The 26,477-nt window shown below is 70.7% G+C and carries 21 protein-coding genes; 8 read left to right on the forward strand and 13 right to left on the reverse strand.

Annotation, left to right across the window (positions count from 1 at the left end; genetic code table 11):
- Positions 1-186 precede the first annotated feature (186 nt).
- Positions 187-1,797: a glutamine-hydrolyzing GMP synthase gene (gene guaA / locus AB0J91_RS11755; protein WP_363866973.1), complete on the forward strand. Its 1,611-nt coding sequence runs from the start codon at positions 187-189 to the stop codon at positions 1,795-1,797.
- Positions 1,798-2,069: 272 nt separating this feature from the next.
- On the opposite strand, the gene AB0J91_RS11760 is transcribed toward guaA, so the two are convergent.
- From AB0J91_RS11760 to AB0J91_RS11770, 3 genes are all read right to left on the reverse strand, one after another.
- Entirely contained in the window at positions 2,070-2,984 is a 915-nt protein-coding gene (locus AB0J91_RS11760) for a glycoside hydrolase family 16 protein (protein WP_363790386.1), read from the reverse strand.
- Between the two features lie 195 nt (positions 2,985-3,179).
- The gene (locus AB0J91_RS11765) at positions 3,180-3,368 is read right to left on the reverse strand and encodes a hypothetical protein (RefSeq protein ID WP_363790384.1); all 189 of its coding nucleotides are present in this window, start codon (positions 3,366-3,368) and stop codon (positions 3,180-3,182) included.
- Entirely contained in the window at positions 3,361-4,563 is a 1,203-nt protein-coding gene (locus tag AB0J91_RS11770; protein ID WP_363866976.1) for a PspC domain-containing protein, read from the reverse strand. The genes AB0J91_RS11765 and AB0J91_RS11770 overlap by 8 nt, the downstream gene beginning before the upstream one ends.
- 122 nt (positions 4,564-4,685) lie before the next feature.
- Here AB0J91_RS11770 and AB0J91_RS11775 point away from each other — a divergent pair, with 122 nt between their 5' ends.
- The gene (locus AB0J91_RS11775; protein WP_363866979.1) at positions 4,686-6,011 is read left to right on the forward strand and encodes a PspC domain-containing protein; all 1,326 of its coding nucleotides are present in this window, start codon (positions 4,686-4,688) and stop codon (positions 6,009-6,011) included.
- Positions 6,012-6,051: 40 nt separating this feature from the next.
- Complete coding sequence (locus AB0J91_RS11780; RefSeq protein ID WP_363866981.1) at positions 6,052-6,738, forward strand: response regulator transcription factor; 687 nt, start codon at positions 6,052-6,054, stop codon at positions 6,736-6,738.
- A gap of 89 nt (positions 6,739-6,827) precedes the next feature.
- Here AB0J91_RS11780 and AB0J91_RS11785 read toward each other — a convergent pair whose 3' ends face one another.
- Positions 6,828-7,784: an EamA family transporter gene (locus AB0J91_RS11785; RefSeq protein WP_363866984.1), complete on the reverse strand. Its 957-nt coding sequence runs from the start codon at positions 7,782-7,784 to the stop codon at positions 6,828-6,830.
- 111 nt (positions 7,785-7,895) lie between these two features.
- Between AB0J91_RS11785 and AB0J91_RS11790 the strand changes: the two genes are divergently transcribed.
- Positions 7,896-8,795: a LysR family transcriptional regulator gene (locus tag AB0J91_RS11790; protein ID WP_363866987.1), complete on the forward strand. Its 900-nt coding sequence runs from the start codon at positions 7,896-7,898 to the stop codon at positions 8,793-8,795.
- Here AB0J91_RS11790 and AB0J91_RS11795 read toward each other — a convergent pair whose 3' ends face one another.
- The 5 genes from AB0J91_RS11795 to AB0J91_RS11815 all read right to left on the reverse strand — a co-directional run bounded on the left by AB0J91_RS11795 (position 8,796) and on the right by AB0J91_RS11815 (position 14,846).
- A complete protein-coding gene (locus AB0J91_RS11795) occupies positions 8,796-10,340 on the reverse strand; it encodes a serine/threonine-protein kinase (RefSeq protein WP_363866990.1) in 1,545 nt (514 codons plus the stop codon).
- Between the two features lie 245 nt (positions 10,341-10,585).
- Positions 10,586-11,986: a serine/threonine-protein kinase gene (locus AB0J91_RS11800; protein ID WP_363790369.1), complete on the reverse strand. Its 1,401-nt coding sequence runs from the start codon at positions 11,984-11,986 to the stop codon at positions 10,586-10,588.
- A 425-nt stretch (positions 11,987-12,411) separates the two neighbouring features.
- Entirely contained in the window at positions 12,412-13,143 is a 732-nt protein-coding gene (locus tag AB0J91_RS11805) for a hypothetical protein (protein WP_363866993.1), read from the reverse strand.
- A 109-nt stretch (positions 13,144-13,252) separates the two neighbouring features.
- Positions 13,253-14,251: a hypothetical protein gene (locus AB0J91_RS11810; protein ID WP_363866997.1), complete on the reverse strand. Its 999-nt coding sequence runs from the start codon at positions 14,249-14,251 to the stop codon at positions 13,253-13,255.
- Positions 14,252-14,531: 280 nt separating this feature from the next.
- A complete protein-coding gene (locus tag AB0J91_RS11815; protein ID WP_363867328.1) occupies positions 14,532-14,846 on the reverse strand; it encodes a hypothetical protein in 315 nt (104 codons plus the stop codon).
- Between the two features lie 131 nt (positions 14,847-14,977).
- Here AB0J91_RS11815 and AB0J91_RS11820 point away from each other — a divergent pair, with 131 nt between their 5' ends.
- Complete coding sequence (locus tag AB0J91_RS11820; protein ID WP_363867000.1) at positions 14,978-15,739, forward strand: 3-hydroxybutyrate dehydrogenase; 762 nt, start codon at positions 14,978-14,980, stop codon at positions 15,737-15,739.
- 48 nt (positions 15,740-15,787) lie between these two features.
- Complete coding sequence (locus AB0J91_RS11825; RefSeq protein ID WP_363867003.1) at positions 15,788-17,104, forward strand: MFS transporter; 1,317 nt, start codon at positions 15,788-15,790, stop codon at positions 17,102-17,104.
- Positions 17,105-17,152: 48 nt separating this feature from the next.
- On the opposite strand, the gene AB0J91_RS11830 is transcribed toward AB0J91_RS11825, so the two are convergent.
- Positions 17,153-17,458 carry a chorismate mutase gene (locus AB0J91_RS11830; RefSeq protein ID WP_363790358.1) on the reverse strand — a complete coding sequence of 102 codons (306 nt, stop codon included), beginning with the start codon at positions 17,456-17,458 and terminating at the stop codon, positions 17,153-17,155.
- A gap of 316 nt (positions 17,459-17,774) precedes the next feature.
- Here AB0J91_RS11830 and AB0J91_RS11835 point away from each other — a divergent pair, with 316 nt between their 5' ends.
- On the forward strand, positions 17,775-20,249 hold the full coding sequence (locus tag AB0J91_RS11835; RefSeq protein WP_363867006.1) for a UvrD-helicase domain-containing protein: 2,475 nt from the start codon (positions 17,775-17,777) through the stop codon (positions 20,247-20,249).
- Between the two features lie 80 nt (positions 20,250-20,329).
- Here the strand turns inward: AB0J91_RS11835 and kynU are convergent, their stop codons facing one another.
- The 3 genes from kynU to AB0J91_RS11850 form a co-directional block, all read right to left on the reverse strand.
- Complete coding sequence (kynU, locus tag AB0J91_RS11840) at positions 20,330-21,571, reverse strand: kynureninase (protein ID WP_363867009.1); 1,242 nt, start codon at positions 21,569-21,571, stop codon at positions 20,330-20,332.
- A 93-nt stretch (positions 21,572-21,664) separates the two neighbouring features.
- Positions 21,665-23,290 (reverse strand): class I SAM-dependent methyltransferase, encoded by a 1,626-nt coding sequence (locus AB0J91_RS11845; RefSeq protein ID WP_363867013.1) that lies wholly within the window; start codon positions 23,288-23,290, stop codon positions 21,665-21,667.
- 108 nt (positions 23,291-23,398) lie between these two features.
- Positions 23,399-24,046, reverse strand: coding sequence for a M23 family metallopeptidase (locus AB0J91_RS11850; protein WP_363867331.1), 648 nt, complete (start codon positions 24,044-24,046; stop codon positions 23,399-23,401).
- A gap of 682 nt (positions 24,047-24,728) precedes the next feature.
- Here AB0J91_RS11850 and AB0J91_RS11855 point away from each other — a divergent pair.
- A complete protein-coding gene (locus AB0J91_RS11855) occupies positions 24,729-26,450 on the forward strand; it encodes a hypothetical protein (protein WP_363867016.1) in 1,722 nt (573 codons plus the stop codon).
- Positions 26,451-26,477 lie beyond the last annotated feature (27 nt).

Here is a 26,477-nt window from a genome sequence, read left to right on the forward strand (position 1 = left end):
TCAGTGGAAATCGGGAACCTGGTTTCCACTGAAATCGTGTGACCCGATGCCGGGGTGCGCGTGCAGGTGAAGCGGGTGGCTGCGGCGGCCTCGTCGTCGCCGCGGCCGGCGGCGGGGTCGGCGCAATCCCTGGGTCGATGCGGTTGTGGCCTTCGTTACCTGCGACAATGACCGGACCGCACTGCGATGGCCAAGGAGGTCGGCGACCACGTGTCCGGTTCCGCAAGCAACAGCGCCAACGGGCCTGTTCTCGTTGTCGACTACGGCGCCCAGTACGCCCAGCTGATCGCTCGGCGCGTGCGCGAGGCGCAGGTCTACTCCGAGGTCGTGCCGCACGACACCCCGGTGTCCGAGATCGCCGCCCGCAATCCCGCGGCGATCGTCCTCTCCGGGGGCCCCTCCAGCGTCTACGCCGACGGTGCGCCGCAGGTCGATCCCGAGCTGTTCAACGCCGGGATCCCGGTGTTCGGCATCTGCTACGGATTCCAGGCGATGACCGCCGCCCTCGGCGGCACCGTCGAGCACACCGGCACCCGCGAGTACGGCCGCACCGAGGTCGAGATCAGCGGGGACGGCGGTCGGCTGCACAACGACCTGCCCGGCCACCACCCGGTGTGGATGAGCCACGGCGACTCGGTCAGCAAGGCCCCCGAAGGTTTCCAGGTCACCGCGGGCACCAAGGACACCCCGGTCGCGGCGTACGAGAACGTCGAGCGCCGGCTGGCGGGCGTGCAGTACCACCCCGAGGTCGTGCACTCCCCGCACGGCCAGGAGGTCCTGCGCCGCTTCCTGCACGAGATCGCCGGAGTCCGCCCGCAGTGGACGACCTCGTCCATCGTCGACGACACCGTCGCCGCGATCCGCGAGCAGGTCGGCGACCGCCGCGCGATCTGCGGTCTGTCCGGCGGCGTGGACTCCGCCGTCGCCGCCGCGCTCGTGCAGCGCGCCATCGGCGACCAGCTGACCTGCGTGTTCGTCGACCACGGCCTGCTGCGCGCGGGTGAGCGGGCGCAGGTCGAGCGGGACTTCGTCGCCGCCACCGGCGTCCGGCTGGTGACCATCGACGCCGTCGATCGGTTCATGGGCGCCCTCGCCGGGTTCACCGACCCCGAGGAGAAGCGCAAGATCATCGGTCGCGAGTTCATCCGCGTCTTCGAGCAGGCCGCCCGCGACCTGCAGGCCGAAGCCGGAGCCGAGGGCGACCACATCGACTTCCTGGTGCAGGGCACCCTCTACCCGGACGTCGTGGAGTCCGGCGGCGGTTCCGGTGCTGCCAACATCAAGAGCCACCACAACGTCGGCGGGCTTCCCGAAGACCTGCAGTTCTCGCTGGTCGAGCCGCTGCGCGCGCTGTTCAAGGACGAGGTCCGCCGGGTCGGCCTGGAACTGGGCCTGCCCGAGACGATCGTGCACCGGCAGCCGTTCCCCGGCCCTGGCCTGGGCATCCGCATCATCGGTGAGGTCACCCCGGGTCGGCTGGAGACGCTGCGCGCCGCCGACGCCATCGCCCGCGAGGAGCTCACCGCCGCCGGCCTGGACCGCGACATCTGGCAGTGCCCGGTGGTGCTGCTGGCCGACGTCCGCTCCGTCGGCGTGCAGGGCGACGGCCGCACCTACGGCCACCCGGTCGTGCTGCGGCCGGTGTCCAGCGAGGACGCGATGACCGCGGACTGGACTCGGTTGCCCTACGACGTCCTGGAGCAGATCTCCACCCGCATCACCAACGAGGTCGCCGATGTGAACCGGGTGACGTTGGACGTGACGTCCAAGCCCCCAGGCACCATCGAGTGGGAGTGACCGTCCTTTTTGGACTGAACTGCTCTGCGGTCGGTTTGCTTGTCGGTGCGGGTAGCGGAACCTGAGCGGCTCTCTGGCTCCGGGATCCGAGACTTGAGTATTGAGAGATACGCGGCGCTACGGCTGTCCTCCCCAGAGAGCCGGTCAGAACCCGCGGCGGTGCTAGTTGCTTTCGTGGGGTACTGAGAAAGCACCTCCGGTGCTTGCCTGACGTGTGAGAGGGCCCTTCTGACCGGCTCGTCAGAAGGGCTCTCTCGTCGTTCGTCAGTGCCTCACTGCTCGACCTTGACCCAGTCGACGAGGTAGCGGGCCGTGCCGTTCTTGACCTTGTCGACGCTCTCCTGGGGGAGGCCCGGGTAGGGCTCGGTGACGCCGTTGACGCCCTGCGGGTACTGGCCGCCGAGGGCGAAGTTCAGGATCATGTACTGCGGGTCGTCGAAGACCCAGGTCCAGCCGTTGCTGTCGAACTCCTGCTTGGTGACCTGGTACGTCTGGGTGTCGTCGAGGAAGAAGGTGAAGCCCTCCGGCGTCCAGTCCACCCGGTAGGTGTGCCAGTCGGCGGGGTCCTTGCCCTCGAAGTTCTGCTGGTGGGTGATCGGCGTGTTGCCGTTGTACTCGGGCCCGTGCATGGCCGAGCTCGTCCACGGCTCGCCGACGTGCTCCATCACGTCGACCTCGCCGCACTCGGGCCACGGCTTGCCCTCGTTGATGCTGGTGCCCAAAGACCAGAAGGCGGGCCACAGACCGGACGCCGTGGCGTTCTCCGGCAGCTTGATGCGCGCGGAGTAGCTGCCGTAGGTGAACTCGTACTTGTCCTCGGTCTTCACCCGGCCCGACACGAAGTCGTAGGTGCCGCCGTCGGGGGCCTGGAAGCCCTGCTTGTAGCGCGGGTGCAGCGCCAAGGCGCCGTTCTGCGCACCGGTGCCACCGTCGTGGTCGATGTAGATCGTCTCGGGCGAGTCGACGTACGCCTGCTGCTCGTTGTTGACGGTGCCGAAGTTCTCGCCCGTCACCTCGACCTGCCACTTCGAGCGGTCGAGCTCGCTTCCGGAGAAGTCGTCGAAGAAGACCTCGGCGCGCGGCTTGACGTCCTTCGGCGCCTCGCTCGGGCTCGCCGCCGCGGCGGACGGGAGCGAGGCGAACAGGGCGAGCGCGGCACCGCCGGCGAGCACGCGGTTCCTGGTCATGGCAGCTCCTTGCGGGGATTGTGGGGAGCAACGCTGTTCGGATCGATCAAGACCGCAGTATCAGCAGACCGGCACCGCACCCGGAGGGTGTTGGCGAGTTTTGGAAGAGTACAGATCGGCGTTCGGAGCAGGAACGGGAAAAATTCCCGGAGAACTTCACCATCGTCCGCGAAAACCGCGGTGCAACTGGGAATCTCAGTCGCTTCGCTTGCGCAGTGAGATGACCAGCAGCACGATACCCACGAGCACCGCGGCGCTGGCCAGGATCCACTGCAACTGGCTCTCCAGGTCGAGCGCCACGGCGGCCGCGATGATCGCCGAGATGGTGCCCGCGATCAGCAGGATCGGGTCGGGTCCGTCGTAGGGCTTGGTCTCGTCAGTCACGGATGACCTCCACGTTTCCGGTGCCCGCCGTCGCGGTGAGCACGATTTCCCCGCCGCCGGGCCCGTCCGGGCCCTGGTCGTTGATCGTCTGGTGCAGGTCCGGGCCATTGGCGTACCGGTTCAAGCAGTCGACCTCGCCCACGTCGGCAGCGCACTCCGCCCGGACGTCCACAGTGGAGGGGACCCGGATCTGGACGTGACCCGCGCCCACGTTGGCGCTGGTGTGCACGACCTGGCCGCTGCTGATCTGCAGCTGGGACAGGTCGAGGTCGATCGTTCCGGCGGAGCGGTCGTAGTTCGGCAACACCTGGGAGGTCGAGGTGGGGGCGAACCGCACGTCGCCGACGCCGAAGTCGGCGACGTCCATGTCGCTGATCCGCTCCTGGTGCACCACCGAGGCGAGCAGGGCGATCATCGTCAGCGGCACGGCGATCACGATCGGCCAGCGTCCCACGTGCAGGAACGCGCCGATCACCATCGCCACGCCCAGGAGCCCGAGCGCGGTCGCCAGCACGAAGTAGGCCGGTGCGCCCATCGACGCGATGACCGTCGTGCACACGAACGTGACGAGCAGCGCGGCCGGGTTGTACCAGCGGAAGCGCCGATTCTGGGGTTCCGGCGGTTCGGGCTCGTGCGGTTCCGGGAGGTCCCACGCGAACGGCGCAGCCCCCAGCGGGTCCCACGCGGGCGGCGTCTGCTGCTGCGGGGCCACGCCCGGGTAGACCCAGGTGTTCTCGCCGGTCGGCGTCGCCTGCGGCGGTGGGTTCTCCGTCCCGGTGACCTGGCGGTCGCCCTGGTTCCGGTGCAGGAAGTACAGCGCGATCGGCCCCGCAGCCAGCCCCAGCACCGCCATCGAGTTGATCATCCACAGCATCCCGGGGAACAGCAGGACCACCAGCACGGCCGCGATCCAGGTCCGGGTGGGTTCGCGGCGCGGCGTCGTCTGACCGGGCAGCGGCGCGGCCTCCTTCGGGAACAGCAGCCAGCCCAGCATGTACAGGACGATCCCGGCGCCGCCGTAGAAGGTGAGCACCACGAAGGAGACGCGCACGAGGATCGGGTCGACGCCGTAGCGCCGCGCGATCGCCGCCGACACACCGGCCGCCTTGCTCCCGGCGGTCGGCCGGACGGGCCTGGTGGCCCAGAAGTCGCGCACGGTGGCCTCGACACCACCGGCTTGCTGCGTGCTGTTCATACCGACCACTATCCGATCCGGCGCGGTTCGCGGGTATCGGGGACGCCCCTGAGTGCGACCCGGAACCGGGCCGTTTCCGGGTTTGTCAGGGCAGTCCCTGATGCCTGGTGGCGCCCGACCGTGTGACCATCGATGACGTGATGGCCCCCGACGAGAAGACTCCGCGCGCTCAGCACAAGGTGAACCCGCTGCGGACCGACCGGCTGAACGTCGTGAGTCACTCCGCCGACGAGGCGCACCCCGCTCAGCCGCAGTTGCGGCGGACCCGCGACGGGCGGCTGCTGGCCGGGGTGTGCGCGGGCGTGGCCGAGCACCTGGGCGTCCGGGTGCTGTGGGTGCGGATGACCTTCGCGATTCTCTCGGCCCTGGGCGGTGCCGGAATCCTCGCCTACGCGCTGCTGTGGGTGTTCGTGCCGCAGGGCGGCGGGTCGCGCCCGGCGACGAGGCAGGAGTGGCAGCAGGGATTCGGGATCGTGCTGCTCGGCGTCGGTGCGCTGGTCGCCTTCGGCGCGGTGCTGTCGATGCCGGCCTGGCTGACCGTGCCGCTGGTCGTCGCCCTGGTGGGCGCGGCCGTCGTGTGGCGGGAGGCCGACGACTCGCAACGCCGCCGCTGGCGCCAGGGAGCCCGTTCCGGGGTCGCGGGCGCCCTGCTGGGATCGGGTGCGCGCAGCGCCTGGATCCGCGTCCTGTCCGGCGCGGTGCTGGTGGTGCTCGGCATGGCCCTGCTGGTGGGCAGCACGACCTCGCTGGACGCGCTGCCGACCGGGCTGCTCGCCTCCGGCGCCACGTTGGTCGGGGTCGCCGTGCTCACCGTGCCCTGGTGGGTGCGCCTGGTGCGCGATCTCAACGTGGAGCGGGCCAGCCGCATCCGCTCCCAGGAGCGCGCCGAGATCGCCGCGCACCTGCACGATTCGGTGCTGCAGACGTTGGCGCTGATCCAGAAGCAGGCCGATTCCGAGCGCGAGGTCCGCAGGCTCGCCCGGGGGCAGGAGCGCGAGCTGCGCGGCTGGCTCTACGGCCCGGACGGCTACGGAGCCGAGACCGAGGTGGCGAGCAAGGGGACCTTCGCCGCCGAGGTGGCGCGGATCTGCGGAGAGGTGGAGGACCACTTCGCGATCACCGTGCAGCAGGTCGTCGTCGGGGACTGCGAGGTCGACGACCGGCTCACCGCCCAGCTCAACGCGGCCCGGGAGGCCCTGGTCAACGCCGCCAAGCACGCCGGGGTCAGCGAGGTCAGCGCCTACGCGGAGGTCGAGCCGGAACTGGTGTCGGTGTTCGTGCGCGACCGCGGCGCCGGGTTCGACCCGGACGCCGTTCCCGACGACCGGCACGGGCTGTCCGATTCGATCCGCGGCCGCATGCAGCGGCACGGCGGCAAGGTCAAGGTGCGCACCTCGCCCGGTCAGGGCACCGAGGTGGCCATGGAAATGCCCAGGTCGGCGGCGTGAAGCGTAGCCTGCCAGGGGAAACGACGTTGCGGAGGATGTTGTGACCGGTGAAGCCACCGAGGAGTCCGGCCCGGTCCGGGTGTTCCTCGTCGACGACCACGCGCTGTTCCGCGCCGGGGTGCGCGCCGAGCTCGCCGCCGCCGACGCCGTCGAGGTGGTCGGCGAAGCGGGCTCGGTCGCCGAGGCGGTGGCCGGGATCGGCCACTACCGGCCCGAGGTGGTGCTGCTCGACGTCCACATGCCCGACGGCGGCGGTGCCGAAGTCCTCCGGCAGGTCCGCGCCCGGTCCGGTGACGACAAGAGCGAGATCGTCTTCCTGGCCCTGTCGGTCTCCGACGCGGCCGAGGACGTCATAGCGGTCATCCGGGGCGGCGCCCGCGGTTACGTCACCAAGACCATCTCCGGACGCGAACTGGTGGACGCGATCTCCCGGGTGAAGGCCGGAGACGCGGTGTTCTCGCCGCGCCTGGCCGGTTTCGTCCTCGACGCCTTCTCCGAGGGCCCGAACGCGGCACCCGTCGGTGACCCCGAGCTGGACCTGCTCACCCGGCGGGAGCGGGAGGTCCTGCGCCTGCTGGCGCGCGGTTACGCCTACAAGGAGATCGCGTCCGAGCTGTTCATCTCGGTCAAGACCGTGGAGACCCACGTCTCCAGCGTCCTGCGCAAGACCCAGCTCTCCAACCGCTACGAGCTCTCCCGCTGGGCCTCGGACCGACGCCTCGTCTGAGTTCTGGGTGATTCGAATTTCGCGCGAAATTCGAACGCGAACTTCGGCACTCGAATTTCGCGCGAAATTCGAATTGATCGGCGGGAGGGTCACTTCATCGGGTGGTTGGTGGCGAGGTCCGCTTGGAGGTGCGAGGCTCGGTTGAGGGCCGTCCAGAGACGGCCTGCGATCGACGGGCCTGAGCTCTTGCGGTGGGTCAGGGCGACGCCGATCAGGACCACGGCCATGCCGAGCAGGACCCGGAGCGGGAGCTGCTCGCCGAGCAGGAGCCAGCCGAGCAGCACCGAGAAGATCGGCATGACGTAGGTGACGGTGGACGCCGTGGTGGCGCCTTCGTCGCCGATCAGACGGTAGTTCAGCGCGAAGCCGATGCCGGTGCCGACGACGCCGAGGGCGAGGACCGCCAGCAGTGCCACCGGATCCCAGTGCACCATCCGCAGCCCGTCGATCGGCAGCGCGAGCAGCGAGAAGCCGATCGCGGCGGTGAGCTGCATGCTCGCCAGGACCAGCGGTGGTGTGCCCCGCCCGGCGATGAACCGTCCTGTGTAGACGAAGCCGATGCCGTAGCTCGCCGACGCGGCGACGCACGCGAGCACGCCCCAGCCGAGCATCGCGCCGCCCTGCCAGGGGGCGAAGATGACCAGCACGCCGAGGAATCCGATCAGCAGTCCGGCGGCGCGACGCGGTGGCAGCGCCTCACGTCCGGCCAGCAGTCCGAAGAGCACCGTCCACAGTGGCGTCGTCGCGTTGAGGACGCCTGCCAGCCCGGACTCGACGCTCTGCTCGCCGACGGCCAGCAGCACCCACGGTAGCGCGTTCGCGAAGACGGCGGCGACGGCGATGTGCCGCCACAGGTTCCGGTCACCCGGGATGCGCAGGCCGCGCACCGCGCAGATCGCCAGCAGGGTCAGCGCGCCCAGCACGATGCGGCCCAGCGCGATCTGGGTCGGCGACATGGCTTCGAGCCCGATCTTGATCAGCAGGAAGCTCGCTCCCCAGAAGAGCGCGAGCGCGCCCAGTCGCAGATAGCTGGTCGGGTTGTTCATCGCCGCTCCCCAGTGCCGTCGAGTTGTCAGGACCAGCTTGCAAAAGCCGAGGCGTAAGAACAAGCGAATTAATCTCAACGAACCTTTAAGCATTGCTGTAGCATCGGCCGCATGCTCGACGTCAGGCGGATGCAGGTCCTGCGCGCGGTGGTCACCAGCGGTTCGGTGAGCGCCGCCGCGTCCAACCTCGGGTTCACCCCCTCGGCCATCAGCCAGCAGCTGTCCACGCTGGAGAAGGAGGCCGGGACCCCGCTGCTGGAGAAGGTGGGTCGCGGCCTGCGCCCGACCCCGGCGGGCACGCTGCTGGCCGAACGGGCGGGGCAGATCTCCGAGGTGCTCAACGAGACCGAGGTCGAGCTCGCCGACATCCGCGCGGGCCGGACCGGGCTGCTGCGCGTGCGGTTCTTCACCACCGCGGCCGTCGGCCTGATCCCGCAGGCGGTCGCCAAGTTCCGCGCCGAGCATCCCGAGGTGCAGCTGGACCTGCAGCTGCAGGAGGAGGGCCTGCTCGACGACGTCGTCGCCGGCGAGGCGGACCTGGCGGTCATCGTGCTCGACGACTCGGTGCCGCAGCGGCACGGCGTGCGGTTGGTGCACCTGGCCGACGACCCGTACCGAGTGGTGCTGCCCCGCTCCCACCCGCAGGTCGAGCAGGACAGCGTCGACATGGCGAGGCTGGCCGACGACTCCTGGATCAACAGCGCGGTGACCAGCGGCGGGATCTGCTCGCGGCTGCTGCGGGACGCCTACGCCAGCGCCGGTTTCACCCCGCGCGTCGCGCTGGAGACCGACAGCACCTACTCCGCGCAGGGTTTCGTCGCGGCGGGCCTGGGCGTCGCCCTGGTGCCGCAGCTGGGTCTGGACGTGGTGCACCCGGACGTGGAGATCCGCGCGGTCACCAATCCTGAGCCGGTCCGCGGCCTCCACGTCGCCGTCCGGGAGGCCGTCGCCGACCTGCCTGCGGCGAGATCCCTGATCGACTGCCTGACCGAGATCGCGGTCGCGGCCTGATCAGCTCCGGTTGTCGGTGTTGATGAGAGCGTCTCCGTCGGTGTTGGCGACCATGCCGAGGACGTGCATCTCGGTGCTTCTCTTGCCGTCCTTGGTGAACTGCAGGGTGACCACGACGTTGGCGCCGGACTGCACCGGCTCACCGATGATCTTGACGTCGTCGATCTGCTTCCAGAACGCCTCGTAGCGGTCCTTGCCCTGCGACTGCAGGCTGGGGCCGAGCAGCTTCCAGGACTCGTCCAGGTTCTCGGGCACCAGCTTGTAGTACCTCTTGACCGTGGAGACCAGCTCTTCCTTGGTCACCTGCTTGTTGGTGCTCGTCGCGCTCGACGTCGGGGCGTGACTGCTCGTCGGTGCCGTCGACTTCGTGGACGTCGGCGTGGCCGAGCTCGTCGGCGCGGGCGGAGCGGCCGGCGGTGGCACGGGGGCGGACGACGGAGCGCCCTGGTTCCGCGAGCCGGAGCCGAAGGCGTTCGCGGCGAGCACGCCCACCAGGATCGCCACCACGATCGCCACGATCCACAGCGCGACCTGCTTGCCACCGCGACGCGGCGGAGCGGCGGCGGCCACCGGACCGGCGGCACCCACGCGGGTGGGCGGGTTCGCGCCGCCGCCCATGCCCTGGTGCGCCATCATCGCCCCGCCGTGCGGCGCGGTCGGCGCGGGAGCCTGCTGCTGGCGCTGCCAGCCCGCACCGGCGCCCGGGGCCGCGTTGGGCACCGGACGGCCGTCGAGGACGGCCTGCAGAAGGTCGCGGGTGTGCGCCATCGTCGGCCGGTCGACCGGGTCCGGGCACAGCATCTGCATCAGCACCGGGGTCATCGGCCCGGCCTGGCGCGGCGGCTCGAACTGGCCGCGCGCGACCCGGTGCAGCAGGCTGATCGCGTTCTCGTCGGTGCCGAACGGCGGACCGCCCTCGATCGCCGCGTACAGCGTCGAACCCAGCGAGAACACGTCCGAAGCGGGTGCCGGGTCGCGGCCCAGCGCGACCTCCGGCGCCAGGTAGGCGGGAGTGCCGGCGAGGATGCCGCTCTTGGTGACCGCGACGTCGCCGATGGCGCGCGAGATGCCGAAGTCGGTGATCTTGGCGAGGTCGTTCTCGCCGAGCAGGATGTTGCCCGGCTTGAGGTCGCGGTGGACGATGCCGGCCATGTGCGCGGCGGCGAGCGCCCCGGCCACCTGGACGGCGATGCGGGCCACCCGCATCGGCGGCTGCACGCCCTGCTCGTCGATGACCGCGGCCAGGCTCGTCGAGGGCAGGTACTCCATGACCAGCACCGGCTGGCCCTCGTCCTCGGCCACGTCGAACACCACGATGGCGTTCTGGTGCTGGAGGCGGGCGGCGATGCGACCCTCGCGCATCGACCGCTGACGTGCTTCCTCGGTTTCTTCGGGGGTGTAACCGGGCTGCAGCAGCAGTTGCTTGACGGCGATCGTGCGGTGGAGGCGCTCGTCCACGGCCTTCCACACCACGCCCATGGCGCCGCTACCGATCTTTTGCTGCAAGCGGTACCGGCCCGCGATCAAACGACCTTCGGCGCTCACCGGTGTCTCCTGGTACTGGCTCGCCCGACGGGGCTCGCCTGTCTAAGGACTGCCTGATTTTCGTTTGCACTGAGGACGGAACGACTCCCCGCTGCCGGCTTCACCCGACGGTGTCACGCCCGCGACCACGTTACTGGGCCACGCCTTCCAGGCGGCACCCCGGGGCCGAAATGCGCCTGCGGCCGGGGCGCTCACCTGTCGATGAGCACTCCGGCCGCGGGACGTTGACCTTGATCGGGTCTACCTCACTGCGTGGTGACGCTGCCGCTCGGGCTGGTGCTGGTCCGGGTCGGCCGCTGCGAGGTCGGTTCGCTGCCGGTCGACGTCGGCTCGCTGCCGGTGGACGTCGGCTCCTCGGCGGAGGTGGGGGCCTCCTCGGACGAGCTCTGCGTCTCCCGCGTGGAGGTGCGGGTCTGCTTGGTGGTCGTCTCCTGCTCGCTGGTGGTCTCCGGCGGCGGGACGGGGACCTGCGGGGCCTCCGTCGGCTGGTTGGCGGGCGGCTGCGGCGCCGGTTCCGGGCCGCGCAGCGCCGAGGTGACCAGCACCGCGATCACCGCGACCGCGACCAGCGCGATCGCCGAGATGATCACCGGGCGCTTGCTGCGCCGGGGCTCCTCGTAGGCGGCCGAGTCGGCACGCGTGTCGGCGCCCATGTAGGACGTGGCGTCCTCGTACGGCCGCTCGGAGTACGGGTCGTCCTCGTAGTAGGCGACCGTGGTGCCCGCTGCGGCGCCCGAGCCCATCACGCTCGTCGCGTTGTCCGGGGCCTCCGGTACCAGCGCGGGCGGGATCGGCGCGGCCATCGTGGGGATGGAGTTCACCGAACCGCCGTCGGCCACGGCCTGCAGCATCTCGCGGGACTGCGCCATGTCCGGCCGGTCCTGCACGCGCGCGGCCATCATCGCCATCAGCGGCTGGGCCATCGGACCGGCCTGCTGCGGCGGCTCGATCTTGCCCGCGGCCACCGCGTGCAGCAGCGCCAGCGTGTTCTCGTTGAGACCGAACGGCGGGTGGCCCTCGATGGCGGCGTAGAGCGTGGCTCCGAGGGAGAACACGTCCGAGGCCGGGGTCGGCTCCTGGCCCATCGCCACGTCCGGCGACAGGTAGGCGGGCGTCCCGGCGAGCATGCCGGTCTTGGTGACCTGCACGTCGCCCTGGGCCCGCGAGATGCCGAAGTCGGTGATCTTCACCTGGCCGTTGTCGCCGAGCAGGATGTTGCCCGGCTTGATGTCGCGGTGCACCACACCGGCCGCGTGCGCGGCACCGAGAGCCGATGCGACCTCCGCACCGATCCGCGCGACCTCGCGCGGCGGCAGCGGACCGTGATCGGACATCATCGCTGCCAGGCTCGTCGACGGCAGGTACTCCATGACGAGGACCGGTTGTCCCTCGTCCTCGGCCACGTCGTACACCGAGATCGCGTTCGAGTGCTGGAGCCGGGCCGCGATCCGGCCCTCTCGCATTGCCCGTTGCCGCGCTTCCTCGGCTTCTCCCGGATCAAGACCGGGCTGCAACAGCAACTGCTTGACCGCAACGGTGCGGTGCAGGCGCTCGTCAACACACTCCCACACCACGCCCATCGCGCCACTGCCGATGCGTCGCTGCACCCGGTAGCGTCCGGCGACCAGGCGACCTTCGTCGCTCACCGACGTCTCCCCGTACTGCTATCGATGCCCAGCGGCGGCCGCACCCCGGGGATCCCGGACGTTGCCCCACCGAACACCGGCGGATTAGGCGGACCGGCTTTGGCCCCCCACAAGTACACGTTCAAAGCACGACTCGGGTTGCTACCGAACCGCGATACGGCAGCCTAGCCGACGCCGTGTGGGCGTAGGTCCGAAGTCGAAAAGATCGGTAGGACCGGTTTCGACGTTACGCCGACCGCGCCGGAGGCCACGGTGATCCGGGCCTTTCTCACAGGCGTTTTCGCTGGTGATCGGGCTCCGGGCCGTCGGGCGCTCCGGGTTCGTGACCCTCGGCACCTACCGGCTCACGTCACGGTACCGGCGGTGGCGTTCCCGATGGGAGCCGGTCGGCATGGGTGCGGGTCGTTGCCGCATTGTTGTGCAGCTCAGCCCGGCTGGAGCTGCCGTGCGCTGCGCAACTCGGCGGAGACGATGCGCGGCAGCGGGCCCGGCGAGACGTGCAGGTGCTGGTCCAGCAGCACCCCGCGGCCGCCCGGGTAGACCGCCTCCACCTGGGCGTGCACCGAACCGTCCGGCTCCATCCGCAGCTCGATGAGCCGCACCGCGTCGACCGCGCTCCAGGCCCGGGTGAGCTCGGTCGCCTGCCCGAGCTCGGGTGCGAGCAGCTCACCGATCCGGTCCGGGGAGTCCTGCGCGCGACCGTAGAAGTCCTTGACGAGGCCCAGGGTGGTGCTCGCGCTGCCCGCCGCGGGGTTGGCCAGGTGGGCGTCGTCCGGTTCGGCGGAGGAGGCGTTGCCGCCGCTCTCCGCGGCAGCGGCGAAGCCGCCGTTGCCCTCGAAGGGCCAGGTCGCTTCGAGCACCAGATCGGGGCGCAGCGCGGGGACTCCGCTGATCGCGGCGGCGGAGTGGGGGGGACGCGGGGCCTGCGCGGGCTTGGCCATGATCAGCGCGGCGGCCCCGGCGGCCGAGAACAGCAGCAGCACGCCGAGCGCGGTGAGCACGACCAGCCCGCCCTGCGGACTGCGGGTGGGCGCGGCGTCGGAGCCGGCGAGCTCGTCGGCCAGGCCGACCTGCTCGGGGGTCTGCGGGCCGCGCCGGATCAGCTCGGCGACCGTGACGGTGTCGTCGAAGGTCGTGCGCTCTCTGGCGTGCTCCACGGCGTGAAGAGGTACTCGCCTTCCGCTCGAATGGGAAGGCTTTTCAGATAGATCACCGGAAGGGATGGCCCCGAAGATCACGAACGGCCCAGTGAATCACGTTCCGTGGTCAGGAGATCCGCTCGTCCGACGAGACCATCGGGCTCTCGGCCATCTCGTAGCGCAGCACGCGGCGCTCCTCGCGCTCCGAGCCGTCCGGCAAGGTCAGCCGCAGGGCGTGCGCGGTGCTCGTGGGCGTCACGTAGACCTGCAGGACCTCGATCCGCGTCGCGTAGGAGTAGCGGGCCGCGAAGGACTCGTAGCCCTCGGCGCGCAGCGCGCCGGTGGTCATCGCGTACGCGCCGGGCAGGTCCCCGCTGGAGATCGCGCCGTAGTACTGCTCGCTGGTGCGCTGCATCCCCTCGGTGTCGGTCAGCTGCAGCAGCTGCGGTGCCTCGGTGGTGGGCGGCCTGCTCGTGCCGGGAGGTGTTCCGTTGCCGGGCGATCCGACGCCGGGCGTGCCGGGTTCCTCGTCGTCGCCGCCGGGCTCGTCACCGGCGTGCTCGCCGGGCGCGGCCTGCTCGGGCGTTCCGGTCGGCAGCACCCCCGCGACCAGCTGGTTCGGACTGCGAGGCGGTGTGGCGGTGCTGCTCGCGACCGACGGTCGCGTCGGGTCACCGGTCAGGAAGTAGGGATCGCGGGGCAGCGGCGGGTACGCGCCGCCGCGCGGCATGCTCGGCAGTTCCAGGCCCTCGATGCGGGGCGTGTGCTGGGACACCAGCGTCGTGGCGAACACCAGGCCGCCCAGCGCGGCCACCGATGAGGCGATCGCGAACCACGCCGCGCGGCGCCAGCTCGGAGGCGGGGTGACCGAGGCGGGCACCATGCCGAGGTCGAACTTGTGCAGCCCGCCCACGGGTGCGGTGTCGGTCAGCGGATCGATCACCACGCAGGACGAGGACTCCTCGGGCCCGGTCCGCTGCGGTGGGATCTGCGCCCACGCAGCGCCGGTGGCGGTCCTGCGGTGCCGGCCCGGGGCGGGGTTCTGCGCCGCGGACGGTGTGGGTGTCGGTGCCGGCGGCGGCCAATCGAGTCGGCCGCTCCAGCCGATGGTTTTGCCGCTGTGCATCGGAGGTCTCGACTTTCTGCAACCCGCAAGTGGTTCACGGCGAGCTTCGCGTCGGTGTTATCGGTACTCCGAACGGCGCTCTTGATGCACCGAAAGGGTGATATCACCGCGCGACCACTCGAACGAACGTCGCCGAAAGACGGACCGAGGATGCGGAGGCGCCCCCGAGCCGCACGATTGCGCGAGCGGCGCAGCCGGAATCCGTTCGAGCGTGCAGAAGAACCGGCTCCCGGAGCCGGACGGCGAGCCAGGTTTCCTACCCGCACCGCCGAGCGAGTTGTCAGAAATCGCCCTTGCGGAAGCGGGACTGCGTGCTCTGGAGCGCCTTGAGCGAACCGACGCCACCGCCGAGACCGAGCAGGGTCGCGAAGACGTCCGCGCCCACGGAGTCGCCGTTGCTGATCAGCAGCGCCAGCAGCGTCACACCGAGGCCGACGCCGGCGATCGGGTAGCGCTTCTTGGCGAAGTCAGCAGCCGGCTGCCCGCCCGGACGCTTCTTCGCAGCAGAGGTCAGCATCGCCAGATAGCCGGCGTGCCCCGCTGCCGCGATCACCGCGGCGAGCGTCACCAGGAGTGCGACCAGACCGATAACCATGCCCATGCCACCAGTCTGCTCCTTGACGAGCCCTGTCCGATATGGGGGATCCCCCTGATTTGCCGATCGGTTCGAAAAGGTTGTGGATCAAGTCTGGTTCGAGACCGTCGTCACGCCTAGGTTCTGTCGCTATGAGCGAGCGAACGGGTCTCGATCTGGACGGCAAGCGGGTCCTGGTCACCGGGGCCGCGAGCGGCATCGGAGCCGCTCTGACCAGGCGATTCGTCGCGGCGGGAGCCGAGGTGATCGCCGCCGACAAGGCCGCCGATGCCGTCACCGCGCTCGCCGACGAGCTGGGCGCGACGGCCCGGGTGGTCGATCTCGGCGAGCCCGACGACGCCGACGACCTCGGCGAGGGCGCCGACGTCGTGGTGAACAACGCCGGGTTCCAGCACGTCGCGCCGCTGCAGGAGTTCCCGCCGGAGGTCTTCGCCGCGATCCTGCGCGTGATGGTCGAGTCGCCGTTCCGCATCGTGCGGTCCGCGCTGCCGGGCATGTACCAGCGAGGCTGGGGCCGGGTCATCAACATCTCGTCGGTGCACGGGCTGCGCGCCTCGCCCTTCAAGAGCGCCTACGTCACCGCCAAGCACGCCGTCGAGGGCCTGTCCAAGACGATCGCGCTGGAGGGGGCGCCGCACGGCGTCACCTCCAACTGCCTGTGCCCGGGATTCGTGCGCACACCGCTGCTGGAGCGCCAGGTCGCCGAGCAGGCCCGACTGCACCGGGTGCCCGAGGCCCAGGTCACCGAGGACGTGCTGCTGGCCCGGACCCCGGTGAAGCGGCTGGTCGAACCCGACGAGGTCGCCGAGTTTGCGGCCTGGCTGTGCGGGCCGGGCACCACGTCGATCACCGGAGCGTCGCTGTCCATGGACGGAGGCTGGACGGCGAACTGATCAGGCAAGTCCCGAGGTGAACACCGGCACGTCAAGGAGGACGCAGCCATGACCACCGAATCCGCTCCCAGCAGATCGTCGACCACCCGCGTGGTGGTGGCGAGCCTCGTCGGCACCACCGTCGAGTGGTACGACTTCTTCCTCTACGGATCGGCCGCCGCGCTGGTGTTCAACCAGCTGTTCTTCCCGGCAGGCGATCCGCTGATGGGCACCCTGCTCGCGTTCATCACCTACGCGGTCGGCTTCGTCGCCCGGCCGCTGGGCGGCCTGGTCTTCGGCCACTACGGCGACCGGATCGGCCGGAAGAAGCTGCTGGTCCTCAGCCTGGTGATGATGGGTGCCGCGACGTTCGCGATCGGCCTGCTGCCCACCTACCAGTCGGTGGGCGTGCTGGCTCCGCTGCTGCTCACCGCGCTGCGGTTGATCCAGGGCTTCGCGATCGGCGGCGAGTGGGGCGGTGCGGTGCTCATCGTCTCCGAGCACGGATCCAGCGAGCGCCGCGGTTTCTGGGCGTCGTGGCCGCAGGCCGGGGTGCCGCTGGGCAACGTCTTCGGCACCGCCGTGCTGGCGGTGCTGGCGGCGGTGCAGTCCGACGAGGCGTTCCTGGCCTGGGGCTGGCGGATCGCGTTCCTGCTCTCCGGCGTGCTGGTGCTGATCGGCCTGTGGGTGCGGCTGGCGGTCTCCGAGTCGCCGGTGTTCCTGGAGGCCCAGCGCAAGGCGGCGGAGAGCGGCGCCGAGCAGAAGCCGCCGATCCTGGAGGTGCTGCGCCGCTACCGCAGCGAGGTGCTCACGGCGATGGGCGCCCGGTTCGCCGAGAACGTCGTCTACTACGTGCTGACCTCGTTCGTGCTCACCTACGTGGCCACGTTCCTGGACCTGCCGCGCGGGGTCGCGCTCAACGCGGCGCTGATCGCCTCGGTGCTGCACTTCATCAGCATCCCGATCTGGGGCGCGCTGTCGGACCGGTTCGGCAGAAGACCGATCTACCTGCTGGGCACGGTCGGCACGGGCGTGTGGGCGTTCTTCTTCTTCACGATGCTCGACACCAAGTCGTTCTGGGTGATCACCTTGGCGACCACCATCGGCCTGGTGTTCCACGGCGCGATGTACGGGCCGCAGGCGGCGTTCTTCGCGGAGCTGTTCGGCACCAGGGTGCGCTACTCGGGCGCTTCGATCGGCTACCAGCTGGCGTCGATCGTGGCGGGTTCGCTGGCGCCGATCATCGCGACCGCGCTGCTGGCCGCGTTCGACTCCTCGCTGCCGATCTCGATCTACGTGGCGCTGTGCTCGGTGGTCACCCTGGTCGCGGTGTTCCGCGCACCGGAGACCCGGGAGCGCGACCTCGCCGCAGACCACGCGGTGTGACGGGACCGCGGGCGCCTTCGACCAGGCCGGAGGCGCCCGCGGCGCACGTCAGGAGTGGCCCAGCCGACCTCGGCCGAGGCGGAGCAGGATCATGGCGATCTCGCGACCCTCCGGGCCGAGCTCGCGGTAGCGGGCGAGCACGTCCATCTCGCGGTTGTAGACGATGCGCGGGCCGCCCGCGGCCATGCGGGCCTGCCCGACCTGCTGGGAGATCTCGGCCCGGCGCTTGATCAGGCGCAGGATCTCGGCGTCGAGGTAGTCGATCTCTTCGCGGAAGTTGCTGATGGCCTCTGCAGCCCGTTCAGTCGAGGGCTTCTCGGACTGCGGTTGGTCACCGTCCACAGTGGCGTTCATCGGACGTAATCCTCCGGCTCCGGCCCCGTTCCCGTCCCGGAACGCGAAACGCCCCGAGTCCGAGGACCCCGGGGCGTCGTAGTGGTTTTCGAGCTCACGCAGCTACGGGCGCCGGAGTCCCGGGCCCGTAGAAAAACTCGTACTGCTGCGTTCGCACACCACCAGTCTGCCACAACCCCGACCCCCGATCCACTGCCTGGTCACCGCGTCCCACCAACTGGACGCATTCACCCGGGCGAGGAGTGGAGGTCTTGATCGTGTTGCGCGATCGGGAGATTCGGGTTCTGTCCGAGGGGTTCGGTAACGTGGTTCGACGATGAGCACCCCTCTCGATCTCGAATGGCAGGGCGACGAGTCCCGGCCCGCGCAGCCCTCCGCACCTCAGGCCCGGTCGGGCCCGGACCCGGAGGCGCTGCTGGCTGGGCTCAACCCGCAGCAGCGCGACGCCGTGACGCACACCGGCTCGCCGCTGCTGGTGGTGGCCGGCGCCGGATCGGGCAAGACCCGGGTGCTGACCAACCGCATCGCCCACCTGCTGGCCAGCGGTGCGCACCCCGGCCAGATCATGGCCATCACCTTCACCAACAAGGCCGCGGCCGAGATGAAGGAGCGTGTCGCCGACCTGGTCGGCCGCCGGGCCAACGTGATGTGGGTGTCGACGTTCCACTCGATGTGCGTGCGGGTGCTGCGGCGCGAGGCCAAGACGCTCGGCATGTCGTCGAACTTCTCGATCTACGACTCCGACGACTCCAAGCGGCTGATCACCATGATCGCCCGCGAGCAGGACCTGGACTCCAAGCGCTACCCGGCGCGGACGCTGTCGATCAACATCTCGAACCTGAAGAACGAGCTGATCACGCCGGAGGACGCGGCGCAGCAGGCGGGCAACGACGTGGAGCGCAAGGTCGCCCAGGTCTACGCCGCCTACCAGCGCAGGCTCGTCGACTCCAACGCGATGGACTTCGACGATCTGATCATGCGCACGGTCGAGCTGCTGCAGCAGCACCCGGCGGTCGCCGAGTACTACCGCCGCCGCTTCCGCCACGTGCTCGTCGACGAGTACCAGGACACCAACCACGCGCAGTACGCGCTGGTCAGGGAGCTGGTCGGCACCGGTCCCACCGAGAGCGGCGTGGAACCGGCCGAGCTGTGCGTGGTCGGTGACGCCGACCAGTCGATCTACGCGTTCCGCGGCGCCACGATCCGCAACATCGAGGAGTTCGAGCGCGACTACCCGCAGGCCCGCAGCATCCTGCTGGAGCAGAACTACCGGTCCACGCAGACGATCCTGTCGGCCGCCAACGCCGTGATCCGGCGCAACCCGAACCGTCGCGACAAGCGGCTGTGGAGCGACGCGGGAGACGGTGAGCCGATCGTCGGTTACGTCGCCGACAACGAGCACGACGAGGCCGCCTTCGTCGCCGGTGAGATCGACAAGCTCGTCGATCAGGGCGACGCCACCTTCAACGACATCGCGGTCTTCTACCGCACCAACAACCAGTCGCGCGTGTTCGAGGAGGTGTTCATCCGCCTCGGCCTGCCGTACCGGGTCGTCGGCGGTGTCCGCTTCTACGAGCGCCGCGAGGTCCGCGACGCCCTCGCCTACCTGCGGGTCCTGGACAACCCGGACGACACGGTGAGCCTGCGCCGCATCCTCAACGTGCCCAAGCGCGGCATCGGCGATCGCGCGGAGGCCGTGGTCGCGGTGCACGCCGAGCAGGAGCGGATCTCCTTCGGCGCCGCCCTGCGCCGGGCCGCCGCCGGTGAGGTCCCGCTGCTCAACACCCGCGCCCGCAACGCGATCTCCGGCTTCGTCGAGCTGCTCGACGAGCTGCACAAGGTCGCCGCGGACCACGACGTCGCCGAAACCCTCGACACGCTTCTGGAGCGCACCGGGTACCGGGGTGAGCTGGAGGCCAGCGATGATCCGCAGGACGCGACGCGGCTGGAGAACCTGACCGAGCTGATCACCGTCGCCCGCGAGTTCACCGAGGCCCGCGCGGGAGCTCCGCTGCCGGTCGACGCCGAGGTCTCGCCGTCGGCGGAGGCCGTGGTGTCCGGTGTGACGCCTGCGGCGGAGGACGACGCGGACGACGTCCTCGAAGACCCGCTGGCCGACGATTCGCTGGCGGCGTTCCTGGAGCGGGTCTCGCTGGTCGCCGACGCCGACTCGCTGCCGGAGACCGGCGACGGCCTGGTCACCCTGATGACCCTGCACACCGCCAAGGGCCTGGAGTTCCCGGTGGTGTTCTCCAGCGGCTGGGAGGACGGCGTCTTCCCGCACAACCGGGCCCTGGGCGATCCGACCGAGCTCGCCGAGGAGCGGCGACTGGCCTACGTCGGCATCACCCGGGCTCGCCAGCGGCTCTACCTGTCGCGCGCCATGATGCGCTCGGCGTGGGGGCAGCCGATGACGAACCCGGCCTCGCGGTTCCTCACCGAGATCCCCGAGGAGCTGATGCACTGGCGCCGCATCGAGCCCGAGCGCGCGGCCCCGCAGGTCCGCAGCACCTGGGGCAGCCGAGGAGGCGGTTTCGACCGCACCGGCGGCGACTCGGCTCAGGCGGGCCTTGCCGAGCGCGGCATGCGCAGCACCAGCATGAAGGGCTGGAAGGACACGGTCGCGCTCAAGCTCGAAGCGGGCGACAAGGTCACCCACGACAAGTACGGCCTCGGCACGGTGGTCGCCACCGACGGCGAAGGCCCCCGAGCCACGGCCACCATCGACTTCGGCACGGCAGGCACGGTCAAGCTCATGCTCATCGGCACCGTCCCCCTCACCAAGCTCTGACCAGCTGCGGGAGGTGCTGCGGATCCGGTTCCGCAGCCCTTCCTCCACACCTTCACCGGAGTTCCGGGCCCCGCTCCGGATCAGGTCACGGTGCCCGGTTCCTGGGGCGCCGGGTCGTAATCGCCTGCGGCGGTGGTGCGTTGGAGGCGGGTGGCGGCGGCGAGGACGTCGTGGTGCGAGGTGTAGAGGGCGTTGACGCCGAAGCGGAGGATGTCGGGCGGCCGCATGTCGGCGACGACGCCGTGCGCCGCGAGGGCCTGGATCAGGCCGTAGGCGTGCGGGTGGCGCAGCGACACCTGGCTGGCGCGGGCCTCGGGTTCCGCCGGGGTGATCGGCTCGAAGCCCTCCGCGGCCAGCAGCTGCTCGGCGCAGCGGAGGAAGAACCCGGTCAGCGACAGGCTCTTCGCGCGGACCTGCGCGAGGTCGACGCCGTCGAACGCGGTCAGCGCCGCCTCCAGGGCCAGCAGCGACAGGATCGGCGGCGTGCCGATGCGGGCGCGGGCGATGCCGGGCGCGGGAACGTAGTCGGTCTGCAGGCCGAAGGGCTCGGCGTGGCCGGTCCAGCCGTTCAGCGGTGTGCGCCAGGAATCGTGGTGCCGCTCGGCGGCGTACAGGAAGGCCGGGGCGCCGGGCCCGCCGGAGAGGAACTTGTAGCCGCAGCCGACCGCGAAGTCCACCCCGAGGTCGTCGAGGTGCACCGGCATCGCCCCGGCCGCGTGGCACAGGTCCCACAGCGCCAGCGCGCCCACCCGGTGGGCGGCCCGCGTCAGCGCGGCCATGTCGTGCAGTTCGCCGCTGCGGAAGTCGACGGGTGAGTAGCTGATCACCGCCACCTGGTCACCGTGCTCGTCGAGGAACTCCGGCAGGTCCGCGGGAGCCACCCGGCGGACCTGCCGCCCGTGCGCTCGGGCGACCGAGTCGGCCAGGTAGCGGTCGGTGGGGAAGTGCTCCGGGTCGGTGACCAGCAGCGGGCGGTCCGGGCGCAGCTCCGCCGCGGCGCTGAGCGCGGTGAACAGCTGCACGCTGGTGGAATCACCGGCGATCGTCCGCCCCGGCGCGGCACCGATCAGCGCGCCGATGGAGTCGCCGACCCGCAGCGGGGCCTGCCACCAGTCGTGGGTGTTCCAGGAGCGGATCAGGTCGGTGCCCCACTGGCGGTGCACCACGTCCTCCAGCACCGGCGGCACCGCGGCGGGCAGCGGGCCGAGGGAGTTCCCGTCGAGGTAGATCACGCCCTCCGGCAGCAGGAAGCGCTCCCGGACGTGCGCGAGCGGGTCGGTGGCGTCGAGGTCCTCGGCGAGGTCGGTGAGGTGTTGTGTCATCGCGAGCACTCTCCCGCAGAGTTGTCGTCCCGCCGCAGCACGTCGGCAACGTCGAGTGCCAGCGGATGCGGCGGGCAGCAGCTCACGAGCCCGTCAGAAGCGGTAGTGCAGGAGGCGGCCGAGTCGGTTGAAGGTGGGGACCTTGGCCACTGCGCGGAAGGCGAGCCTGGCGGGCAGCGGGTACCTCGCCAGTTCCGGCGCGTCCAGGAACGAGATCTCCGAGACCAGCTGGAGGCCGGGGATTCCCAGCCCGTTCGGGTCGTCGATGCCCCAGTGCAGGCGCGAGCCCGAGCGCGTCACCGCGGGGTTGGCGACGTTGTTGAGGTGGATGCTCGGCGTGTTGAACGCGTCGAACAGCAGCTCGCCGCTGGGGAAGTGCGCGACGATCCGGCGCAGCAGCGACAGGCCGTCCGGCTCGGTCAGGTACATCGTCAGGCCCTCGGCGACCACGAGAACGGGCCGGTCGGAGGGGATTCCGGTCAGCAGGTCCGGATCCGTGACGGAGCGGCCGGTGGTGTGCCGGTTGCTCGACGACGGGAACAGCTGCTCGCGCAGTGCGATGACCTCGGGTTGGTCGACGTCGTACCACTCGACGTCCGCCGGCGGGTTCACCCGCTCGAAGCGGCTGTCCAGCCCGCAGCCCAGGTGCAGCACGCTCATCCCCGGGCGCAGCGCGGCGCGCACCCGGTCGTCGAGGGCCTTGGCGCGGACGGCCACCGAGATCGCGTTGTTCGCGCGCATTCCCAGCTTGGTGAAGTCGTAGTCGAGCCTTCGCACGGCGTCGTCGGCCCACCGGTCGTGCAGCAGCGGCTCCGCTGACCGGTTGTCCAGGGCGCGCAGGTGAAGCGTGGCGAGCATGGTCGCCGCCGGTCCGGTCAGCTCGACCGGGATGCGGCTCTCGCGCTCGAAACCGAAGCGCACCACCCGCATCGCGTCGCGCACCGGCGGCACGGCGTTCATTGCGCGGGCGATGAAGCGGTCACGCGGTGCGACCTTCGCCACCCCGGGCAGCGTGGTGACCGGGACCGACCCGCGCAGGTGCAGGCCCGGGACCTTGATCTCCAGATCGTGCGGGTCACCGACTCCCCAGTGGAAGCTCGCTCCGGTGGTGCGGAGGAAACCCGAGAACTGCGCGGCCCGCACGGTCCACGGCGCGACCACGTCGAAGAGCATCTCGCCGTAGCCGAAGCGCTCGACGAGCCTGCGCAGCAACGCGATCCCGTCCGCCTCCGACAGGTAGGGGGTCAGCCCCTCGGCGATGACCAGCGTCGGCCGACCGGTCGGGATGTCGTCCAGCCAACCGGTTTCGGTCACCGAGGACGCGATCGTGCGGTGGTTGTCCGGAACTCGCGGGTAGAGCCGGTCGCGCAGCTCGACGACGTCGGGCATGTCCACGTCGAACCACCGCGCCTCGGCGGGCAGGTCGAGCCGGAACGCCCGGGAGTCCAGACCGCACGCCAGGTGCAGCACGACCGCGTCCGGGTGCTCGGCGAGGAACTCCCCGGCCCGGTCGTCGATCTCCTTGGCGCGCAGCACCACTGCCATCATGTCGCCGGAATCGAGCCGGAGGCCGGAGAAGTCGAAGTCGATGCGCGACGCCAGCTGAGCGGCGGCGTCGTCGCCCAGCACCGGATCGGTGCGGCGGCTGTCGAGGGCGCGTGCGTGGAGCGGACCGAGGAGCGTCTGCTGCGCTCCGGTCAAGCGGATCTGTTCGGCCACGGGCGCCACGCTACTGCGAGCCGGCGCCGGAAGTGCGCTAACGACGCGTAAAGAAATGGGTTCGGCGACCACGGGATGGTCGCCGAACCCAGTGCGAAGAGTCGGGGATCAGGTCGGCGAGATGCCGCGCTCGCGCATCCACGGCAGCGGGTTGATCTTCTTGCCGCCGGCGTTCCACACCTCGAAGTGCAGGTGGGTGCCGGTGGAGAAGCCGCGGTTGCCCATGGTCGCGATCTGGTCGCCCGCCTTGACCTTGTCGCCCTCGTCAGCGGTGATGGTGTTGACGTGGCCGTAGACGGTGATGGTGCCGTCCTCGTGCTGGACCCGGACCCACATGCCGAAACCGCTGGCCGGACCGGCTTCGATGACCACGCCGTCGGCGACCGCCATGATCGGCGTGCCCTTGGCGTTGGCGATGTCGATGCCGTAGTGGGTGGTGCCCCAGCGGCCACCGAAGCCGGAGGTGAAGTTGCCCAGCGCCGGAACGTGGAACTTCGGCTGCTTGGCGACTTCTTCGGCCGCGCGCTGAGCCGCTTCGCGGGCCTCGGTGATCCGCTCGCTCTTGGTCAGCTTCTCCATCTCGGAGCTGACGTCGGAGCTCTTGGCGACCGGGAGCATGGCGGGCGCCGGGGCGCTGCCGCCCATGCCCTTGTAGGAGGTGGTGTCCCCGGACATCGCGGTGTTGTACGAACCCGCGGCGTCGGAGGCGTTGAAGTCATCGCTGTCGGGGGAGGCGTTTCCCTCGCCTGCTGCCAGCGACTGACCGGCTGCTGCGAATGCGCCCGCCGCTACTGCTGCGACGACGACGCGGCCGCGCCAGGCCGATGCTGCTGATGCACCCCGGCTCCGATCCCGATTGCTGGAGGAGTCGTCGGGGGACACCTCCGGATAACCGGGAAAGGGTCGTTCGCCGCCGGGGGAGCGGTGGTGAGCCAATGCCTGCCCTTCCGTCTCGGGGAGCCTGATCTCCGCGGGCCCGGAACGGGGATTTCCGGGTGGCCGGTCGGGGAACCGGTCGAAGGTTGTCCTTCGTGATCAGACCGTGACAACGGACCGGGGGACAGTAACCAAGCTGATCCCCTAGGGGCAAATCCCGATCTGTTACGCGTCGGCCACCGCGTGTGGTCGAAAGAACCTTCGTCAGGCGGATCGTCGGGCCTTCGCCGATACTGCGCGTGGTCGTCGCACAGCGGAGCCACCTGCGGCTTCGTGATCGGAACCAGCGGTTCCGAACGGACCAGCGCCCCGGGTCTTCGGAACCGATCCGGACACCCCGGAGTGTTGCTCTGTGCTGCAAGTCACACTCCAAGAGCGTCTTGTCGGCGCGTCGAAAATGCTCCGTTCGGGCGCTCCTCGGGCGTGTCGGCGCGCACGGATCCCCGAACAGCGACTGCGGGTGGTGTCCGGAAACGGTCACCCGGTTGCTAGCGTCTGCGCGGTGACTGCGCGGCCCGACCTTCCGTCCGGTTCGTCTGCCTCGGCGGCTCCCGCCAAGGCCACGGACCCGCAGCCAACGCTCGGCACGTCGGCCCGCCTGCGTGCCGCGATCGTGCTCGCAGCCCTCGGTGCCGTGCTCACCGGCGCAGGCCCGCTGCTGGGGTTGACCAGCCCGGCCGTTCCCGCCGCGTACCCGGGTTGGCCGCTGCTGCTGGTGCTCGCGCTGCTCGCGCCGGTGGCCGCCGCGCTGTTCGCGCGGGCCGGAAAGCCGCTGGCCGCCGCCGCGGTGCTCGTCGGCCCGGCCGCCTTCGCGCCCGGAAGGCTCGGGCAGGACGTCCAGTTCGCCGTCGAAGCGGGCATGGCCGCCCGCCCGGAACTCCTCCGAGCCTCCTCGCTGATCAACTTCGCACCCGCCGTCGGCTGGTGGCTGCTGGCGGCCGGGCACGTGCTCGTGCTGGTCGCGGGAATCCTGGCCACCTGGGGCACCCGCGAGTCCGGCGCCGGAACGCAGCGGCAGGGCCTGCTCACCTCGGCGCTGTGCGCCGGAGTGCTGGGCGGCGTCGCGGTGCTGATGGCGCCGTTCTCCTCCGACGACCCCTACTTGCCCGCCGAAACCGCGCTGGACGGGCCGCTGCCGGTGCTCATCGGCAGCGCGCTGCTGGCCGTCGCGGTGCCCTGCGCCGCCGGTCTGCTCGCCGGTTCGACCGACCTGGAGTTCGCGCGCGGCGGGCTGCTGGGCGTGGCGCTCTCGCTGGTCGCGGTCGTCGTGCCGCCGCTGGTGTCGGTGCTGGTGCTCGACGAGGTGATCTTCGCCTGGGGACCGCTGCTCGGACTGCTGGCCGCCGCGGTGCTGCTCGTGCTCGCGGCGCGGGCCGGTCGCGGCGAGCAGGCCGAAGACGTCGGCGAACTGCGGCTTCCCGCGCTGACCCGACTGCTCACCCTCGCCGGTGCGTTCGCGCTGCTGGCCGGTGCCGTCGCGGTGCTGGCCGCGCTGACCCCGCACGTGTCCATGCCCTACGGGCTGCGCGATCCGTCGGAGTACCCGGCGCGAATGCTGCTGCCCGCCGGAATCCTGCTGGCCCTGGTCGGTGCGGGCATGCTGCTGCCGAAGTTCGCGCTGCTGCTGCGGCCGGTGCTGACCGTGCTGTGGGCGGCGGTTCCGCTGGCCGCGGCCGGATCGCTGGACGCGGTGTTCACCGCCGTGCAGGCCGCCGGCGCCGGTGCCGGTCTCGGAGCCTGGGCGGCCGGTGCGTCCGTGCTGCTCGCCGCGATCGCGGCGGTGCTCGCGGTGATCGCCGGAGCCGTGGAGCGCGACGACGTCGACCTGACCGAGATGGCGATGCGCCGCCTGGTCCTGATCCCGTCGCTGGTCGCGCTCGTCCTCGGCGCCGGTGCGTTCTCGCTGCCGGTGCTGACCGCTCCCGGCTACAGCGCTCCGGGCGTGTTCACCGACTTCGGCACCACCTCGTGGGGTCTGGTGCTCGCGCTCGCCGCCGTGGTCGGCGCGACCGCGCTGGCGCCGATGTGCCGTCCCGGTCAGGCCGCCGCGCTGCTGTGCGGTGCCGCGCTGCTGGTGGGCGTGCGCGCGCTGGAGTTCCCGCTGACCGCCGAGCGCCTGCCCGGAACAGCGCCCGGACTCGGCCTGTGGTTCGGGCTCGGGTGCGTCGTGGTCCTGCTCGGCACGGCGCTGGCCGCCCGCACCACCGCCGAACCGACCAACTGAGTTCACTCGCCCGGACGTCTTGTGGGC

The sequence above is a fragment of the Saccharopolyspora sp. NPDC049357 genome, assembly GCF_040677225.1.
In the GTDB taxonomy this organism is placed as follows: Bacteria; Actinomycetota; Actinomycetes; order Mycobacteriales; family Pseudonocardiaceae; genus Saccharopolyspora.

Bases quoted from the DNA above. Each gene is read 5' to 3' on its own strand.
- guaA (WP_363866973.1), top strand. From the start codon at position 187: ATGGCCAAGGAGGTCGGCGACCACGTGTCCGGTTCCGCAAGCAACAGC.
- AB0J91_RS11760 (WP_363790386.1), bottom strand. From the start codon at position 2,984: ATGACCAGGAACCGCGTGCTCGCCGGCGGTGCCGCGCTCGCCCTGTTC.
- AB0J91_RS11770 (WP_363866976.1), bottom strand. From the start codon at position 4,563: ATGAACAGCACGCAGCAAGCCGGTGGTGTCGAGGCCACCGTGCGCGAC.
- AB0J91_RS11785 (WP_363866984.1), bottom strand. From the start codon at position 7,784: ATGAACAACCCGACCAGCTATCTGCGACTGGGCGCGCTCGCGCTCTTC.
- AB0J91_RS11790 (WP_363866987.1), top strand. From the start codon at position 7,896: ATGCTCGACGTCAGGCGGATGCAGGTCCTGCGCGCGGTGGTCACCAGC.
- AB0J91_RS11810 (WP_363866997.1), bottom strand. From the start codon at position 14,251: ATGCACAGCGGCAAAACCATCGGCTGGAGCGGCCGACTCGATTGGCCG.
- AB0J91_RS11815 (WP_363867328.1), bottom strand. From the start codon at position 14,846: ATGGTTATCGGTCTGGTCGCACTCCTGGTGACGCTCGCCGCGGTGATC.
- AB0J91_RS11820 (WP_363867000.1), top strand. From the start codon at position 14,978: ATGAGCGAGCGAACGGGTCTCGATCTGGACGGCAAGCGGGTCCTGGTC.
- AB0J91_RS11825 (WP_363867003.1), top strand. From the start codon at position 15,788: ATGACCACCGAATCCGCTCCCAGCAGATCGTCGACCACCCGCGTGGTG.
- AB0J91_RS11830 (WP_363790358.1), bottom strand. From the start codon at position 17,458: ATGAACGCCACTGTGGACGGTGACCAACCGCAGTCCGAGAAGCCCTCG.
- AB0J91_RS11835 (WP_363867006.1), top strand. From the start codon at position 17,775: ATGAGCACCCCTCTCGATCTCGAATGGCAGGGCGACGAGTCCCGGCCC.
- kynU (WP_363867009.1), bottom strand. From the start codon at position 21,571: ATGACACAACACCTCACCGACCTCGCCGAGGACCTCGACGCCACCGAC.